Genomic DNA, 16,384 nt, shown 5'->3' with positions numbered 1-16,384 from the left:
CCATAATGGAACCTTTTAGAAACAAAATTTTGTGGTATGATAACGGCAGGTTTATAAAGTAAGGAGCGTACAAAATGCGTATTGGATATATGAGACCTTATCAAGACGATTTGAATTACGAAGCACAAACACAAATGTTAACCTCTTTCTCATGTGATACCGTTATTGTTGAAGAACACGCCTCAGCGAAGCGGCGAACCCATCTTAACCATATGATGAGCAATTTAAATCCTGGAGATACCATCATAGTTGCTAAACTATTTGCCTTTGCGGATTCCACCCGCCACCTTGTGGAGCTGCTTGAGGTTCTGGACAGTCAGCAGGCTTATATTTACTCCATAACGGAAAATATAGACACCAGCAAATCTGAAGGGTATTCATTTAGTGATATTGTGAAGCACCTGGTAGAGTTCCAAAGTGATGTGATTAGCGAAAAAACCAAAAGAGGACTCTTTGAAGCGAAGCAAAAGGGGAATGTTCCCGGGCGCCCCCGAAAAGCTGATGAAAACGTGGAGAAAGCGATCTTTATGTATCAGTCCAAAAAATATACACTCACTGAGATTAAAGAACAAACGGGAATCAGCAAATCCACCTTGTACCGGTATTTAGAGAACTAATTGACTTCGGTGATCGATAATGAACATTGAACTCATACATTACTTCGATCTAATTAATTTCTGAATAAGGTGTTATTACTCCAGTTCAGCATTTTCTTTTCATCTCTTCATGAAAAAATCATATTGATTGTTCACACTAAATACATCTACCCTGAAGTGAAATATGTTAGAACTGGACGGTATACAAACACATCCGAGCGAATTTCAGAGGTCTATCCTGATTTTCGCTCGGATGTGTTTAGTATTGAGAGGCAGACTTTGTAGGATAGGCGAAGAATTAAATTAGGATGTCTACAAGACTTCTCCATCTAGTTTGTCTTGTCATCATTTAGGCTCTTGCCCATATTTTTAGGTTTTGCACTCCTTTATATAGGCAACTACATATGATAAAAGTAAACACTAAATCTAAAGAGGAGAATGAGTATGTATCATAAATCATGTCATCACTATCACTGGCATAATCCTATGCATAACAGCAAGAATAAAAACTATCAGGGTTATCATCCTCAATATAATTGGAATAATACCAATAGTAATCCCTATGAGATAATGAATTTAAGAGATTATGGACAATGTCCACTTGTAATAAATATTGACCAGGCAGCAAAGCAAAACAATACTTACCGGACCGCATTATGGACAGGGAATTATTTTCAAGTGACTTTGATGAGTATCAATATTGGCGATGATATCGGATTAGAGGTCCATCCGACAACTGATCAATTCATACGTATAGAAGAAGGTCAGGGACTTGTTCAAATGGGTGATAGGAAAGATAATTTGGATTTCCAAGTGATGGCCTATGATGACTATGCAATTATGATACCTGCTGGAAAATGGCACAATATAACCAATACAGGGAATAGTCCCCTTAAAATTTATGTTATCTATGCACCGCCTGAGCATCCATATGGAACAGTTCATGAAACAAAAGCAATTGCAATGTCTGCTGAAGGATAGCTAAATCACGGTCCGGAACCAGCAATGAAGGAATTAGGATGCTAATCCGAATTCATCCTTTTTATAACGGTATAATTTCAAATCTATTATATACTTATTCTCTTCTTTATCTTCTGACTTTAATCCCCTAAGTGTATTTATTATTTCGATTCTTCTTTGTTATAGTCTCGCATAGTAAAGTCTATTGTTATCGAAAACCATATTATTTCAAAATAATAATCATTTTACATTAAAATCGAAATTTTTTCTTACTGCCATAACAGCTTCCAACGAAGGCTGTACTTATCTTGTTCCAATTCACTCAATGTACCCTGGGAAATACCAATCAAAACGAAAGTTTGACCTGACTCAGTTTGTTGATTTTTCTGATGTTTTTTATTTTATCACCAAGAGTTTTCACTCTTTCACCTCCTATATAAATAAAAAAACAGTCCCGAGGAAGGTAAGTACTTCTTCAGGACTGTTAGTATGAAGTATTTAATTTAGTCTTAGATGACTGTTTAACTATAGTTTTTCTAAATTAAGCATAAAACTTTATTGTTTAGAACAAAACCTTATTGTCATGACACACACTTTTTTATTACCGGATACCAATCATTATTTCACAACTATAATGTTAATTCCACAACTTTAATGTCTATTTCAAAACTTTAATGTCAATTTCACAACTATGATATCACCAGACACTAATTCAATTTATTCAATCATCGCGGTCAACTGAGGCAAATAGCCATTGTCAACGAGATCGTCGATTCCCTTGCCTAAAGTTATATCCCACATAGCCAGGCTTAAAGACATATCTGTGTTCTTTGCAAAAAATTCTGCGCATAGTCCTAGTGTCTGTTGTACCTGTGGTGTGGTAACAATGTCGGCATCAAATGCAATCACTATATGTTTGCATCCCAGCTCTTTCAATACATCCAAGATCAAACTGTAGGTTCCTATCCCGGGAAGTCCTATAAAAGGTTTGAGTAAAGCTTCAGCCCCTTTATCAGCTTTTATCGGACCTTCAGTTATCCATACTTCAGAGCAATCTATAATGTCGGTTGGCATTTCTCCAATGTTCCAGTACGGAAGACATGGGGTCGGCAAGGCTAGATGATAAGGGAGCGGATTACCAATAGAGGAACCGTTTTTCTTGGAACCGCTACTCCACCACCAGTACCGCAGACCTTGCTTGAGTACAACACTGAATACAAATTGCTTCGATTTTGAATAACATTCTTTCTTGTCCTTCTCTGTAAGGATGACTTCTAGCTCTTTACCCTGAACATAGAGTTTGCATCTAGCACGCCGCATCCCGAATTGATTAGGTTCTAGTTCCTTCATGATTTCGCCCTTAATCGCACCTTCCATAACGAGTTCAAGCGGTGGATCATCTACACGAATCTGCCAGCCTGTAATTTCATTTGTTATTGATCGGAACGGAATCATTAGCCCAGCAGCTCCAGCCATAGTCCAATAAGAACTATAGGTTCCTTCTTTAGCGAAAAAGCCAGGAACGCCTAATAAATCATTCTGATCACTCACACGATTGATTACAGCTTTAGCAATTTTATGTCTATTCGTACTTGGCATTGTCCGGTATTGTCTTAGCTGGATCTCCTTATCAGAGAACTGGCGGACATTACGTAGATGATAGAGATGATCACTCGACAGAGACATTTCTTCGATCATCGTGCGATAAACCGCATTCAGGTGAGAATTAGATTTTTTGTCTATCGACTCATCATACATAATCTCCACATTCGTCTTAGGAAGTGCATCCGGATCAAGATAATGCTTATACTGACGTCCCATAGTCGTATCAATATAATCATCAGAAGGTACCCGCATACAGCGCACGATGGTTTGTTCATGGTTAATGGCACACCATCCTTCATGGCCGCAGATCGGACATACTGACTGTATCTCGTACCATCCAGGTTGCTTACGAAGGCTACGTAATTTCATTTTTATGTTTCCCTCCTATTTTTAAATTCAATTCCTGTTGCCTTTCTATCACTAATATTTTTTTGCCTTCAGAGAGTACACCGTAATCCGCTGCCTCTCCCGCCAAGAGAGATAGAGCTTTCATACAGAGTAAGAATCTAAGATTAAACCCAGTTTTAGATTTATAACGTTTTCCAGGATTGCATCCAAAGGTCTGGAAAGCATAAAAAAAGACACATTTCATAAGAAATGTGTCTTCAGGTTCATAACGGGCATCAAAAAAAGGACATACTTATAGCGTATGGCCTTATAGCGTCCATTATTTTACCTATCGCCTCTCGGCATCCCACTCTTCGCTGATATCGGACTGCGAAGAAAATAAATTGATTTCGTAATGTTTAGATTATAGCACCAGATCAGATTCGGGTAAACAGATAATACTAGGGCAAAAAAAAGAGCACCCCAACTTCGGAAGGTTTCCTAAGCTGGGGTGCTCATTGCGTGCATATAAGGTTTGATCAAATTTTAGCATAACATCACACTCATAGCAAGTGGCGCCATTCGATTAATTCTTCCAAAATTCTCTTTACTGAAAAAAAATATTATGCTATATTCGAAGTGCGTGCAAGACTAGGGATAGGTCTATCCATTTATAAAAAATGGAAGATTTTTAACCCTTTATTTTGTCGCACACAATTTTAATTGTGTGTTTTTTCAGTTTAACCAGAGTATCAATTTTTGATGAAAATGTTTTAGCTGCTACCAAATATATGAGTAAAATAAATAGAAAAAAAGTCCCTATCGCGAGTACATTTAATCTCTGCGGCCGCCAAGCGTCGAGAATAAATGTTAGAGGAATAGGAACTTCACTTATTAGTATTTGTGATTTTATTCTATCACAGACTTTTTGAAAAGTGAAGTGCCTACTCTTCTTCAATGTTGCCTTTTTTTAGGGACGTAAAAGGAGAGTTTTTTTATGCTTGAAAGGAACCTTAAGGGTACGAATTATAAGCTAAGCTACTATCGTTATCGTCAAACAGGTGCTGAGGAATCAAAAATCCGTAGAGTTGGAAATGCAGATCAAATCTATATGCAAAAAGAGATTGAAAAGATCTATATCACTGAAGATGAAGTGAGACGTTTTTCATTAGATAAACACGGGCAAGCCATCCCCTACGTAGACGGTCATATGACAATAATTAGTAACTACATATTCGATTACTGGGGGCATTTTTTATCTGCAGAAGGTATCGCACTCTATGGGCATCTCAAACGTTATTGTTATGGTGACAAGGATTACTGTTGGCCAGACCTCAACCTCATCTCTCAAAAGATGAATAAAAGCCGGAATACAGTAAAAAAATATATGACTATCCTTGAAAACTATGGTTTTGTTCTCATGTTTAACGTTCAGAATGCAGACAAGAACAATATGGAAGAAAGCCCTCTGTTCAAGGTGAGAAAAAAGGTCCCCTTCCTCCCTATGGATCTTTATGAGCAGCTGCCGGCAGAATTAAAGCTTGATCACGATCGATACATGCAATCCATTATAGAGCAGTTTGATCAAATTCTTAATCTGGATCCATCTATCGATTATAGCGAGGTATATGAGGATGTAATTAGTACTGGAACTGTCGTACGAAAACGAAAAACTCCCCTTGAGCTGGATAATGAGATGCAAATCCAGATTAAGATGCTAGAGAAGACTATAACTGAAGATGATAAGCTTATTTGGAATGCAGCACTTGAGATAATGAGTAAGAGAATGACCAAGCCATCATATGATACGTGGCTTAAAGGTTCCTTCTGTATCAAAAAGGGATTATCGTACACGGTGTATGCTCAGAACGAATTTGTATCTAACTGGATGAAAGACAAATTACATACAATGATTCTAGAAGCTCTACAGCAGGCTGGAGCTGACTTTGAAAACATTGAATACAGGTATATCACTTCTGATGAAGTGTAAATGAACGAAAAAGCCATCCGTATGGATGGCTTTTTTCTCTATAATCTCGTTACTGCAACCTGGTTTAGAGACGAACGTTCAAGTTCCTCCAAATCACGTTGAATGATATCTTCTGTTAAGGACTTCGTACCGGCTACCCATTTTTTCTTTTTCCGTCGATCAACGACTGCATGAAATGCGGTGATGGAATCAAAATCCGACGAGGATGCGGGCCGACGCGCTTGAGAAGTTATTTGATTATTCAACATGCGTTTCATAAGATCCACTCCCTCTTTTAATAAGTCTGGATTTTGGAAATCACCCGAAAAACAATATTTATTGGGTAATATAAATTTACCACGTTCAGATGCCATATTCAATGATATCCGGTAATCCTCCACGAGTGCCTCTTTTAAAACGTGAAGTTTATCCTCTACTAAAAGGCCTCCGAAATCTGGGAACCGTTTATCAACATTAAACATATACCCTGTATTTTGAAACCATTTATAGATCAAAATCACATCATTAGGTGTTATTTTTAATGATTCGAACTCACGAACGTTAAGAACATGGCCAAATTCATGTTCTAGCGATTGAGCGCAGCGCTCGTGGACATTCAACAACCTGAGATTTTCGAGCAAATTATTCTGTTCATCTGTATCCATTTGTCCTTTTAAAATAAGAGATCTAGCTTCTTTCAGGTAGAGTTGCTGCTCTTCAATATACCTTTGTTCGGTATCATCAGGCAAAAGAATAATCCGTTCTTTTGGAGAAGAAGGAGACTTATACATAAGTGCAATTCCATCACCTGCTAAATGAGAGCGAAAACGAAAATAGAGATTAAATACTTCCACTTCTTGAAGGCGGGCTCCCCGACGTGATGCAATCTTAACCCCACCATTCATTTCATGCTTGGTTCTCGGAGGAAATGTATATTGAACTTGATCACTGTGTTGGATCAGTTCTAAAATAAGTCCAAGCTTTTCACGAACATTGCGGTAACGAGGTTTCTCGAATTCAAGATTAATTTGATCAAACTCATCCCACGTACCGTATTCCACTTCATCAATTAAGATATGACAATCATCATCTTCTAACCCAAGATAAAAGATATCTGTTACATAGTCTATTTTAATTAAGTTATCCAATATTTCAGCTCCCTGTTCTCACCTACAATACAATCCGTCATTATGCTTGTCCAAGTATCAATATTCCTGCTGGATGGATTTTTACTCGCCATACATGTAGAACTCGATTTCTGTAAGTTTTACAGATCTGGGCGTCTATCTACAGATCATAGACACTCTAATCCAATAACATCGTATAACAACATGATTTATGTATTTTCTTTGAGATTATATATATTGCCAATATTATCATAACTTAGCATATTCGTGTTTGTTTAACGATCTTAAGTTAGATTAATGACAGTTTCAGTCTGAGATTTTATTTTCCCATGACAGAATATATTTTTGTGCTTCGCTTAGTACCTCACTTAGATAAATGAAATTAGATTCTGTCATGTGCTCACACAGAAGATATGATCGTATAATACTGCGGCATTTGTTCTCAAGCATGAAGATGATGTTTAGTGGCAGCTCGCTCACCTTTGACATGACACGAACTTCATCAATGATCTTCAGAATTACAACCTTATCAGTTATTAGCCTAGTTCCATCATCTCTAACACCGTGTTTGCTGGTTGTGCTGACCTCGCTCCTAGCTACTGTTAAGATGTTTGATGGCTTAAGAATATCATGTGATGATAGAACTTTGTTACTTCTATCCTGGACAGTCCACATGGATTCCATAAACTGTTGTCCGATTGTAGCTACACTCTCGTGTTGATAGCCCTCCAGATACATCTTAAGAAGTATATTTTCTCTATGAGAATTAAGTAAAGGCAGATGATTGGCGCGAATTCGTTGATATTTCACAGTTGTACTCCCTAAATTCTCTAATACACCACATTCATTTAATCGCTCAATATAATTATAAAGTGTGAAAATGTAGTTCGCGCGCTCATTAGAATTGAATTTTATACGAAGAAACCCGTTTTCCTTAAGTTTCATGAATCTATTTTTAGTATTATCTAACCATACCTTCGGATCTTTGTTTTTCCGGATGAAATAATCCCACTGACTAATGATGTCATCAAACACCCATAACTGCCACATTTGCTTTGGGGTCTTAATTAAATCAGAATATTGAACCTCTACATGTAGCATCGCGGGAAAATTCTCTGGGATGATATTGTATTTTTTCGTTAGACGTAGGAATATTGTTTTCTCTTTTTCCGTCATATTCTTTGTGAGCGCAATACGTTCAGAAAGGATATCTCGATAATAAATTTTCATGTCCCTCTGTTTTTTTTCATTCTCAATCTGTTCTCGCCTAGCTGTGATTTCCTCATTGATTGCCTTTTGCCGAGCCTTTTCTATTTTATTCCGTTGATGTTCCTCTTTTTCTCGATCTATCCATTCAAAAAAGTCAGAATACTCTTTTATCCATAACCTATGATCGTGTATATACATTTCGTCTAAGGTTGATTGGAAGGATTTAAATCTATAGGTACCTATACCAGCAAGTATCCTAACTCTTTCATTCGGTACATCTAGATAAGCTAAGTAACTTTGCTTTTTGTAAATTGAATCCTCCAAACCAATAAATCGAATATTATTATCATCGACTGAACGAACAATCTGATGGTTAAGAATCCAAAAATCTTGGACGTTTGCCGATTCATAAAGCATGTGTCGCTCTAGCCAAAGAGCACCGGTAATTTTTGAACACTGAAATTCAAAAGCCCATCTCGCTCCATCTGGATGTATTACCATGATGTCGGAACGTTGCTTTGTTTCGAAAAGATAATACTCCATCTGAACCTCACTCTTAGGATAAATTCCCTTTAACCAGGTATATAAAAGGAATTTACCAATACGGTGCGTATCGGACTCTGGTTCACTATAAGGGTTCGGATTGATGCAAACCTTGTGATGTGCAAAGTGTGGCTTCTTAGAGCCTGCCCGATATATTACCATCGAGTGACAATCCGGACAAAGTAAAGAACAAGATTTGGAAAGTGATCGCATGAGGACTTCATCTTCCTCGAAAGAACAAAATCGTTGTTGGGATTCATTTACTGCGATAAACAAAGCAATTCACCAGCCATCTTTAAATAATGATAAAACAGCACATTAATTCCAATATTCAACAAAAGTATCAATTTCCCTTTTACTTCTTAAGGATAAAGTTATTGTTCCATTTATTTCACTGAAATCTAGATGGCAGAGGGTCATAAAGAGCTGTATTTTGTTTTCAGGACGTATCATATTGATTACAATTCTTATAGAATCCAGCCTCTCAAATTTTGAGAGACAGACTATAAAATAATGAAATGCCGCCTATCAAAAATTGAAAGACGACGTATATCAAAATTTGAGAAGCGAATTATACTCAAATTTACCGCTTCTCAAATTTTGAAAGGCAGAGTTTCAATTTTTTATAAGCGATTCAGCTTCTCGAAATTTGAGATACTATCCTTCAAAATCTGAGATACCCCTTCTCAAAATCTGAGTAACTCCCTCTCAAATATTGAGAAGAAATAATAAGAACTAAATAAGACTTATTTATTAATCCTTATAAATAAGAAGATCATTAAAGGAGTCATCAACAAAAAAACGCACGGCTATTCAGCCGCACGTTTCAATTTATTTAATTTATTATATTGATTAAGCAATGTATCTAAGTCTTTTGACTTTTTTAACACCTCATTTGAGGTTAATCCACTTTCCAACCCAACTCTATTTAGTTCAGTTCGTTGATCCTCTATCGCTTTTTTAAGATTCAATGATTCATTCACCACTGAGTTTTCCCTCCCAGAATTAATGTCCTTGATAAAGAGTCAAAGCCACTTTAATTCCAAAACTCTTTATTATGGAGAATCTCAGAGTCACTGAGAACTTTCCACCACTTTCGAAAAGCATCATTGATTGACTTTCGTTCATCGTTCATTGGATATGGTCCTTCATAACGGGTACCTGTAACCAAATAGGAATCTGTTATTCCTCGTTCTTCTAATTCATCCTCAATCCAAGATTCAAAAGCTCGTGCAAATAATTCGTGATCCCGCTTCCAGTAAGCTCCCCGTTCACAGGCGTCCAGATAAAAAGAGCTATAGTTAGTCGGAACGAAATATTCGGTTGGAACTTCCCTTCCTTCTTGTACGAGCATGTTGCAGTACATGATTCCGATTTCTTTCCAATCCTTTGAATGAAGTCGATAACGACTACTATTGAGATCTAACATCGTTTTGTTGATGTCGTAGTTGTTTCTTACCAGGTAATCTTTGATACCTTGAACATAATTCGTTTTATTGACGGGTAAAGGATTAGGTACAACAAAACGCATCAAACCCTTTCCCTCTTTTATCGTATTCATCAAGTTAGCAAATGCATAACTGATATTCTCAGGCAGGAATTTACCTGGCTGATTTCCGGATAAGGCCGTTTGCTTACCATTCATATAATCATGAGAGTACGAATAAAGATTGAAGTCCAAGGCATGTGCCCATTCGTGGCACTGAGATCCTCCACCTCTGAATTTTGTTAAATTCATCAAATTCTCTTTAGGTTCGAAATGAGCACTCGCGTTCCCACTTCCTCTAGCCCCAAATGCTAACCCTAACTTTCCATATAAAGATATGGATTTGCGCGGAATCTGAAGAATAGCAGCTAAGTCCGCCCAAGCATTTCCGCTACTAAGAACATGGTAACGACCAGCTGCGTCCTCCATCCAGTTACCAAACTGAATCCCTCTAAATCCATATTCCTCTATTAAGTCCTCTGGTTTTCGCACTCCTGACGGTTCATTAGAGAGTCTTACAACCTCTTCCGGTACTTTTCGCTGCCATTGATTCTTTGTCTTTGACGCATCCTTGTTGCCTTTTTCCCTATTAGCCCAGTTCCACTCTTTACTTTCTTCTGAAGAAAATGCTTTGTTCAATAGCTTCTCATAATTTTTTGCGGCAGTTTTGCCGATGAAAAGTAATCTAATCCGTTTTCCCAAAGAAAGCCAGAATCGATAATTCATTAATTCTGGATCAATCTCTACTTTTCGTAAATTAGTTGAGTAAACAGCCTTCCAAAACTCTCTCTTGAACTGATCAATCGTATTTTTAAACAATTGTTCAGTGGTCGCTTTAGAAAGACGTAATTGTAGCTCCTCAACCGCTTGTATAAAGTACCTCCGCTGGTTGATATCGTCTGCTGGACGCTGACTCACCATACTCCATAGAAGCTTTACCCCGTATGCAGCCTCAGAAGTAAATCCTAACTCTTTCAAGTTTTCAGCTTTGAAGTTATCCAGCAGTTCATTCTTAGATACCAACTGATAGGCTTGCGCTGGATCTTGCTCAATGACCTTTTGCCACTCGCCCGAGAATTTAACAAGAGCCGATAGATGTTTCTTAGCTCCCTGAAGCTCTTCTCCGCAATCGTAAGCATATTCCTTACTTCTACCGCCAACATGGCTTGTAGGCGGTTGCACAAGGGTTAAAGAAGGAGTTTTTTCTGTTGATGATCTTAAATAATCCTGAGAGAAATAGTCAAATAGCGATATTTGTTGCATTTCTATAAAACCTCCATAGATCTCCCCGTCGTATGCGGGGAGATGTGATTTTTATCTGCTCCGCATAAGCAAGGAAAACTATGAACTTGACTATGATTTGAACGGTTATTTCAAGGATGCCAACTTACTCTTCTTATCTGCCATAATACGCTGGATAATCTCCGCGTCTTCTGAAGTGAACTGGTCGATACCGGTTCCATAGGGATCAAATACCGGATTGCAAAGAATACGCTGAAAACCTGACTTTTTAAGGTTAAGCAGTGCATAGATCGCATCCCTAAAGCGTTGGGTGATAGGAAATCCTTCCACAGACTCACGCTGCTGAACCATTTGATAGGCGGTTAAGATTTCACTTTCACGCCACTCAATTTGCAGCCGCTTCATTGCTTGAAGGATGTGAGTCCTACTGTCGATGGTTAGATCACCAATCCCGCGACCGATTTTAGCCGGCAACATTGAAGCGGCCGATCCACCTTTTCTTTGCATTCCTACGATCCCCCCGTACCGAATATCTTGTGCAATATTCTTAACAATGGAACGGAAACGATAATATTTCTCGTATTCTGGATGGGTTCCTTTAATTAAATTCCCCATGCTTTTATCATTACCAAGCGTACAAAGGTAGCATCCCATTCTCGAATTTTTTCCGCAGGCCATGATTGCATCGTTATCATTGACTACAGCAGCTCCTAAAGGGCATTCTGTACCTGCAGCTCCGCTATAAAAAGAGAGTAACTCAGTATTACGAGCTCCTTTTCGCCATGGTGCCCTGTGGTACGTAAGATACGTAACCACTTCCTGTCTCGTCCAGTCTCTGATAGGGCTGGCTGTACGAATGCTACTGACAGGATGACTACCGTAGAAGTCATCACCGAAAAATTTGGTGAGACTTCTTTTTCTTGTCCCGCTTTCATTGTCACGACTACCCAGCACCAAACATGTCTCCTCTGATCCTTCCGTAACAAATACATTTTCCAAAAATACGCGTGCTGGATTGATCTTCAATCTTCGTACACAATATTTGAAATTTACGGATGGACTTTGGTAACCACGTCCGATCAAACACACCATTAGCGTTTCATCTTCTTTTGGTTCAACAATGTGATATTCGATCCAAGGGAAGTTTGCTCTTAGTGTATCGCGCAACTCATGAATGATTTTTAAGACACCAGGATTCTCAACTAGTGTATCGGCAGATATGACCCATATTTTCTTTGTCGGATCTGGATTCTTCAGAGCATGCTCAAGCATGAGCTGAAGTGTCAGTCTCGAATCGATCCCTCCGGAGTGCAGAAGACCAATAAGCGTGTGCTCATCATAGATTTTTTTAACTCTCTCTCTCGTAACTGCTAGCAGCTCCTCATCCACCTTTTCTAGAACGTCCAAGCTCTCTCCATCAGGAAGTGTTCTCTTATTTTTTTTAGTGTCTGTAATAAGAACATCTAAATCAAAAGTAAGCTGACAACGATCCTCTGGATATTGGATTGGTTCATAGTGTGCTCCATAGGGCGGGATGTTCTGTTGCAGGTAAAGTTCTACCAGCAAACTACATTGCTCCTTGAAGCAGTAGATTTGGAACTTGTGCTTTGGACTTTGTAAACTACTGTCCATATCACCATCGAGATAAGCATCGATGGCAGCTTGCTCCGGGATTAAGATACGAAACTTGTTTGACTCCATAAATGAAAAGAGTTTTCCTGCTACAGTGTCCCTTTTGAACAGCTTATCCCATGTGATTCTGCTGTCCGGAGGAATACAATCCTCTTGTGGTTGATCATCATTTAGAAAATGATGAAAAACATAATAGAATCCGTGAAAGAAAACCCCTGTCCAATCGCGAATCACTCCATGAAATAAAAAGCCTTCTTTTTCTAGGTAATCCCACACATCTGTAGCTGTTCCATTGTATTGCTTAAGTTTTTCGGTAACTGCTACCTTGATTTGATTCTCTGTAAACTCATAATGCTCCATAAGTTCTCCTTTTTTAGGGCATAAAAAAGAGACCTAAATACATCACACAAATCCCGTGTGGTATTTAAGTCTCCTATATTACCCGTTATTTATATTGCTAAATGAAACTAGCGAGCTCCAACTTTACCGAAATAGTTAACGGTAAAGAAAATTAATATCTTTCAAAGTATCTTTAGTATATCTTAAAGTGGGAATAAGTGTAAACTAATAAAACTAGCATTATCTTTCTTGTAAGCGAATGTATTGCTTCATAGGGTTATTTAAAAAAAACGATAAAAACAAACATAATTATCATAAGATAAATTCCCCAGCTAAAATTGATGTTTTATACGTGTATTCACATGTATATCAGCATACAATATGTATACATAGGCATTTCTAAGTCAATTTCATTACCAATGTTCATCTCCAATGGGATGAAGATTCAGACAATCTGGGAGATTTTAGACTGGATTTGTATATTTCTGAATTAATAAATGGTCATACTCAGAATATTAATTATTAGATTGGCTCCAATATAAAACAGCGTCAGTCTTGGACGGGAAATAAAGTCCTAGACTGACGCTGTTTATTGAAATAATGTTACCAATTGGCTTAATAACAGAGAATGCTTGCTATCGTAACTTTAATTTAATTTTGGTAAGTTATTTGCCCTGCCAAAATGAATTCGACAGTCACCTATTAGAAATCGTTCGGATGCACTTAAAAGTATTATGTATACGCTGAAGTATAATAACGTTATTTTTGGATGAGGTCATTAATTTCATAAGATCACCCCAAAATAGTCCCAATTTACACCTAACGGTTTTTCTTCAAGGCAATCTAATACAGTTGGTCCTAGCTCCTTGATTATCGAATAGGATAAATTCATCTCTCCTATTATTTTTGACTTCCATGCTTTTGAAGTTGCTCCACCTTTAGACTTTGACAAAATAATCTTCTCTTGATTTAATTCGATTAATTCGTTGGGTGTCAATCGTGGCTGAATAATCTTTACAAAGTCAACTCCATGATATTTTTGATTCCACAGATCCAAATGTTTTTTTGACGAATCATATATAACACATAGATATCCTTGTGATTCATAGCCACTTTCCCGAAGAAAACGTACGGCGGTAATTAATTCAAGGAGATCTAAACGCAGACTACGCTCTTTTGAACCACGAACATCTGAAGGTGTCTTTGACATGCCTAAGATGTATTTCAGTAACAGCCCCTCCTCATTACTTCTTTACTAAATTTGATTAGTTTCCATCAAACCCTCCTGCTGCTATTAAATCATCTAACGGAGTATTAGTTCCATTTCGTACTTTTTCTTCATATTCCAACCTATCCTTTTCTTCACTTTCTATTCTCATTTGTTCAAAGTAAGCCTCGTTTCGTTTATCGGCCTCTTTTGTTAAATTGTTATAATAATGCTCCCTTACTTGATTCGCATTACCAATCACAATTTCATAGTAGTCTGATAACTTCCCCTTCGAGTGAATAAACTCTATTGGCTTATACCTAGGATATTTCTTTTTTATTGAATTGAATTCACTACGTAAACTATTGTAGATATCAAAGAAAATATTATAGTAATGCATATGTGCCGCATCAAAACTACCATACTTCTTAGATTCAGATCTGATTTTTTCTTCAATAATAGCTCTAATCTCTTGACTATTCATAATATTTTTTGGTATTTTCTCCATCAAAAATTTCACCCCCAATCAGATGCAACCGTTCTCGTTAGGTATCGAATATCATCGGTTCGGTTATCAGTTAGATACGTGCAGACCTCATCATTGGTTTCTTTGCAGAAATCTACTTGATTATCTTTTCTTATAAAATAAAACAGACCGTTAGTCTACTGTTTATATTCTTATACAGTAGTAGCGAATCAGATATATCCAGCTTCCGGATCGCATGAACAGAGATGCAAATGACCTTCAGGAAGTAGTCTAATATGTGGATTTGATTAAAAAAAGACATCCCACAAGATAAGGATGCCTGCAAATAATATTGAAATATATTTAGTTTGATCAGAAAGCAAAGCTAAACTGCCCATCTTGATCTCTTGCCATTCCATACTCTTTCTTCTGCTTTTTCAAGCCGGCATGCCGCCTGAAGAACATCGCACAAATCTCGTTTGCGTAAGCGCTTATGACTCGTCCACACACGCTTTGGCCAATCATTTCATAGATTCGATATTCGGGAACATGCTTGGGAAACTTAAACCAAGCCGGAATACTGAAAATCTTTCGAAGTTCAGATATGGTTAAGAATCTCCACTGATCTCCCGCTTCATTAAGTACATAAGAGTTACTTGCACTATGAGAACGGTATCGTCTTGGAATGCATTGTAACTCTATGTCATCTGCACCCACAAAAGTTTTTTTCGTACTACGCTCCGCCCATGAGTTGCTCTTTTCTACTTTTTTAGAAAAGCTCTCAAACCAGGTGTCAACTGACTTCCAACTGTGCTGCGTATTAGCTGGATCTAAATAATGAGATAGCTTATGACGCCGGAATATAGGTGCCTTTGGCTCTCTAAATTGTTCGAAGTCCTCTTGATCCTGTAGAAATAGAGAGTACGTCCGTTTTCGCAGAGCGATGCTACCAAAATCATAACTGTTAATTTGGGTAGGGCCGATGAAATACGGATATTTCGGAGTTAAGAGTTCTTTTAAATCATAAAAACTTGCTGAGTCATAAAATCCGGGTACGTTCTCAAAGAAAACAACCCTCGGTTCTGCTGCCTCTAATATCTTGTACGTACCTAATATAAGATTATTAAAATATCCCTGATCACCAGGACCTATGTTGCTATGTGAGGAGCAATCTAGCGATACGAACGCTACATCAGCCTTTGCAACGGTATGACAATCCTTTAGATCTCCTTGAAACAAAAAGGAGTACGGGAAATTATGTTTAATAACCTCCGCGCTATCCTCCTCTAGCTCGATCTCCTGTACTGCCGTGTAGTAGCCAGAATCTACAAACATTGATGTTCCTATTCCTGCTCCCGCGCATACAGACAGAAGGCGAATACGCTCGTCTGAAGGGGATTCAAAGGTGTCACTCTCAAACAGACGAAATTTTAAGGGACGAACAATGATCTGAGAAAAGTCCCCATGCTTATATACACTGATTTCTATTTTATCTTGAATACAAAGAATAGATGAATATTTGGATCCACACGTATCAACAAGTGGCCGTGCTTCCCCACTGATACGATTAACCCTTGATGACGGTAATTGTCAAGACAGTTGTCGCGATTTCATAGAATATATGTAGTCAGTTTAATTGTTCTTCATCGGTGTCCATAACTCCGTCTTTTTCGGGA

At 37.8% G+C, this 16,384-nt stretch carries 12 protein-coding genes; 3 read left to right on the top strand and 9 right to left on the bottom strand.

Features of this window, described 5'->3' with window-relative positions; translation table 11 throughout:
• Window positions 1-74: 74 nt before the first annotated feature.
• Entirely contained in the window at window positions 75-617 is a 543-nt protein-coding gene (locus tag M2444_RS27110) for a recombinase family protein (protein ID WP_042131169.1), read from the top strand.
• Window positions 618-1,040: 423 nt separating this feature from the next.
• On the top strand, window positions 1,041-1,577 hold the full coding sequence (locus M2444_RS27105) for a cupin domain-containing protein (RefSeq protein WP_042131170.1): 537 nt from the start codon (window positions 1,041-1,043) through the stop codon (window positions 1,575-1,577).
• A 696-nt stretch (window positions 1,578-2,273) separates the two neighbouring features.
• Here the strand turns inward: M2444_RS27105 and M2444_RS27100 are convergent.
• On the bottom strand, window positions 2,274-3,530 hold the full coding sequence (locus M2444_RS27100; protein ID WP_280788522.1) for a toprim domain-containing protein: 1,257 nt from the start codon (window positions 3,528-3,530) through the stop codon (window positions 2,274-2,276).
• A gap of 955 nt (window positions 3,531-4,485) precedes the next feature.
• On the opposite strand from M2444_RS27100, the gene M2444_RS27095 reads away from it, so the two are divergent.
• Window positions 4,486-5,478, top strand: coding sequence for a helix-turn-helix domain-containing protein (locus M2444_RS27095; protein WP_280788521.1), 993 nt, complete (start codon window positions 4,486-4,488; stop codon window positions 5,476-5,478).
• Window positions 5,479-5,516: 38 nt separating this feature from the next.
• On the opposite strand, the gene M2444_RS27090 is transcribed toward M2444_RS27095, so the two are convergent.
• The 8 genes from M2444_RS27090 to M2444_RS27055 form a co-directional block, all read right to left on the bottom strand.
• On the bottom strand, window positions 5,517-6,605 hold the full coding sequence (locus tag M2444_RS27090) for a hypothetical protein (protein WP_280788520.1): 1,089 nt from the start codon (window positions 6,603-6,605) through the stop codon (window positions 5,517-5,519).
• 285 nt (window positions 6,606-6,890) lie between these two features.
• Window positions 6,891-8,612, bottom strand: coding sequence for a competence protein CoiA (locus M2444_RS27085; protein WP_280788519.1), 1,722 nt, complete (start codon window positions 8,610-8,612; stop codon window positions 6,891-6,893).
• Between the two features lie 533 nt (window positions 8,613-9,145).
• Window positions 9,146-9,319, bottom strand: a complete 174-nt coding sequence (locus tag M2444_RS27080; protein ID WP_280788518.1) for an aspartyl-phosphate phosphatase Spo0E family protein — start codon at window positions 9,317-9,319, stop codon at window positions 9,146-9,148.
• A gap of 53 nt (window positions 9,320-9,372) precedes the next feature.
• Window positions 9,373-11,085, bottom strand: a complete 1,713-nt coding sequence (locus tag M2444_RS27075; protein WP_280788517.1) for an LPD1 domain-containing protein — start codon at window positions 11,083-11,085, stop codon at window positions 9,373-9,375.
• Window positions 11,086-11,190: 105 nt separating this feature from the next.
• Window positions 11,191-13,056: a phosphoadenosine phosphosulfate reductase domain-containing protein gene (locus M2444_RS27070; RefSeq protein WP_280788516.1), complete on the bottom strand. Its 1,866-nt coding sequence runs from the start codon at window positions 13,054-13,056 to the stop codon at window positions 11,191-11,193.
• 763 nt (window positions 13,057-13,819) lie between these two features.
• Entirely contained in the window at window positions 13,820-14,245 is a 426-nt protein-coding gene (locus tag M2444_RS27065; RefSeq protein ID WP_280788515.1) for a hypothetical protein, read from the bottom strand.
• 55 nt (window positions 14,246-14,300) lie between these two features.
• Complete coding sequence (locus M2444_RS27060) at window positions 14,301-14,750, bottom strand: hypothetical protein (RefSeq protein WP_280788514.1); 450 nt, start codon at window positions 14,748-14,750, stop codon at window positions 14,301-14,303.
• Between the two features lie 330 nt (window positions 14,751-15,080).
• On the bottom strand, window positions 15,081-16,079 hold the full coding sequence (locus M2444_RS27055; RefSeq protein WP_280788604.1) for a DNA cytosine methyltransferase: 999 nt from the start codon (window positions 16,077-16,079) through the stop codon (window positions 15,081-15,083).
• Window positions 16,080-16,384 lie beyond the last annotated feature (305 nt).

Source organism: Paenibacillus sp. PastF-3 (assembly GCF_029893135.1).
Taxonomy (GTDB): domain Bacteria; phylum Bacillota; class Bacilli; order Paenibacillales; family Paenibacillaceae; genus Paenibacillus_AQ; species Paenibacillus_AQ nitricinens.
The sequence above is the reverse complement of the archived record's forward strand: the minus strand, read 5'-3'. Positions and strand labels throughout refer to the sequence as shown.

What these genes read in the sequence shown, in the direction of transcription:
- M2444_RS27110 (WP_042131169.1), top strand. Translation starts at nt 75, where the DNA reads ATGCGTATTGGATATATGAGACCTTATCAAGACGATTTGAATTACGAA.
- M2444_RS27105 (WP_042131170.1), top strand. Translation starts at nt 1,041, where the DNA reads ATGTATCATAAATCATGTCATCACTATCACTGGCATAATCCTATGCAT.
- M2444_RS27100 (WP_280788522.1), bottom strand. Translation starts at nt 3,530, where the DNA reads ATGAAATTACGTAGCCTTCGTAAGCAACCTGGATGGTACGAGATACAG.
- M2444_RS27095 (WP_280788521.1), top strand. Translation starts at nt 4,486, where the DNA reads ATGCTTGAAAGGAACCTTAAGGGTACGAATTATAAGCTAAGCTACTAT.
- M2444_RS27075 (WP_280788517.1), bottom strand. Translation starts at nt 11,085, where the DNA reads ATGCAACAAATATCGCTATTTGACTATTTCTCTCAGGATTATTTAAGA.
- M2444_RS27070 (WP_280788516.1), bottom strand. Translation starts at nt 13,056, where the DNA reads ATGGAGCATTATGAGTTTACAGAGAATCAAATCAAGGTAGCAGTTACC.
- M2444_RS27065 (WP_280788515.1), bottom strand. Translation starts at nt 14,245, where the DNA reads ATGTCAAAGACACCTTCAGATGTTCGTGGTTCAAAAGAGCGTAGTCTG.
- M2444_RS27060 (WP_280788514.1), bottom strand. Translation starts at nt 14,750, where the DNA reads ATGGAGAAAATACCAAAAAATATTATGAATAGTCAAGAGATTAGAGCT.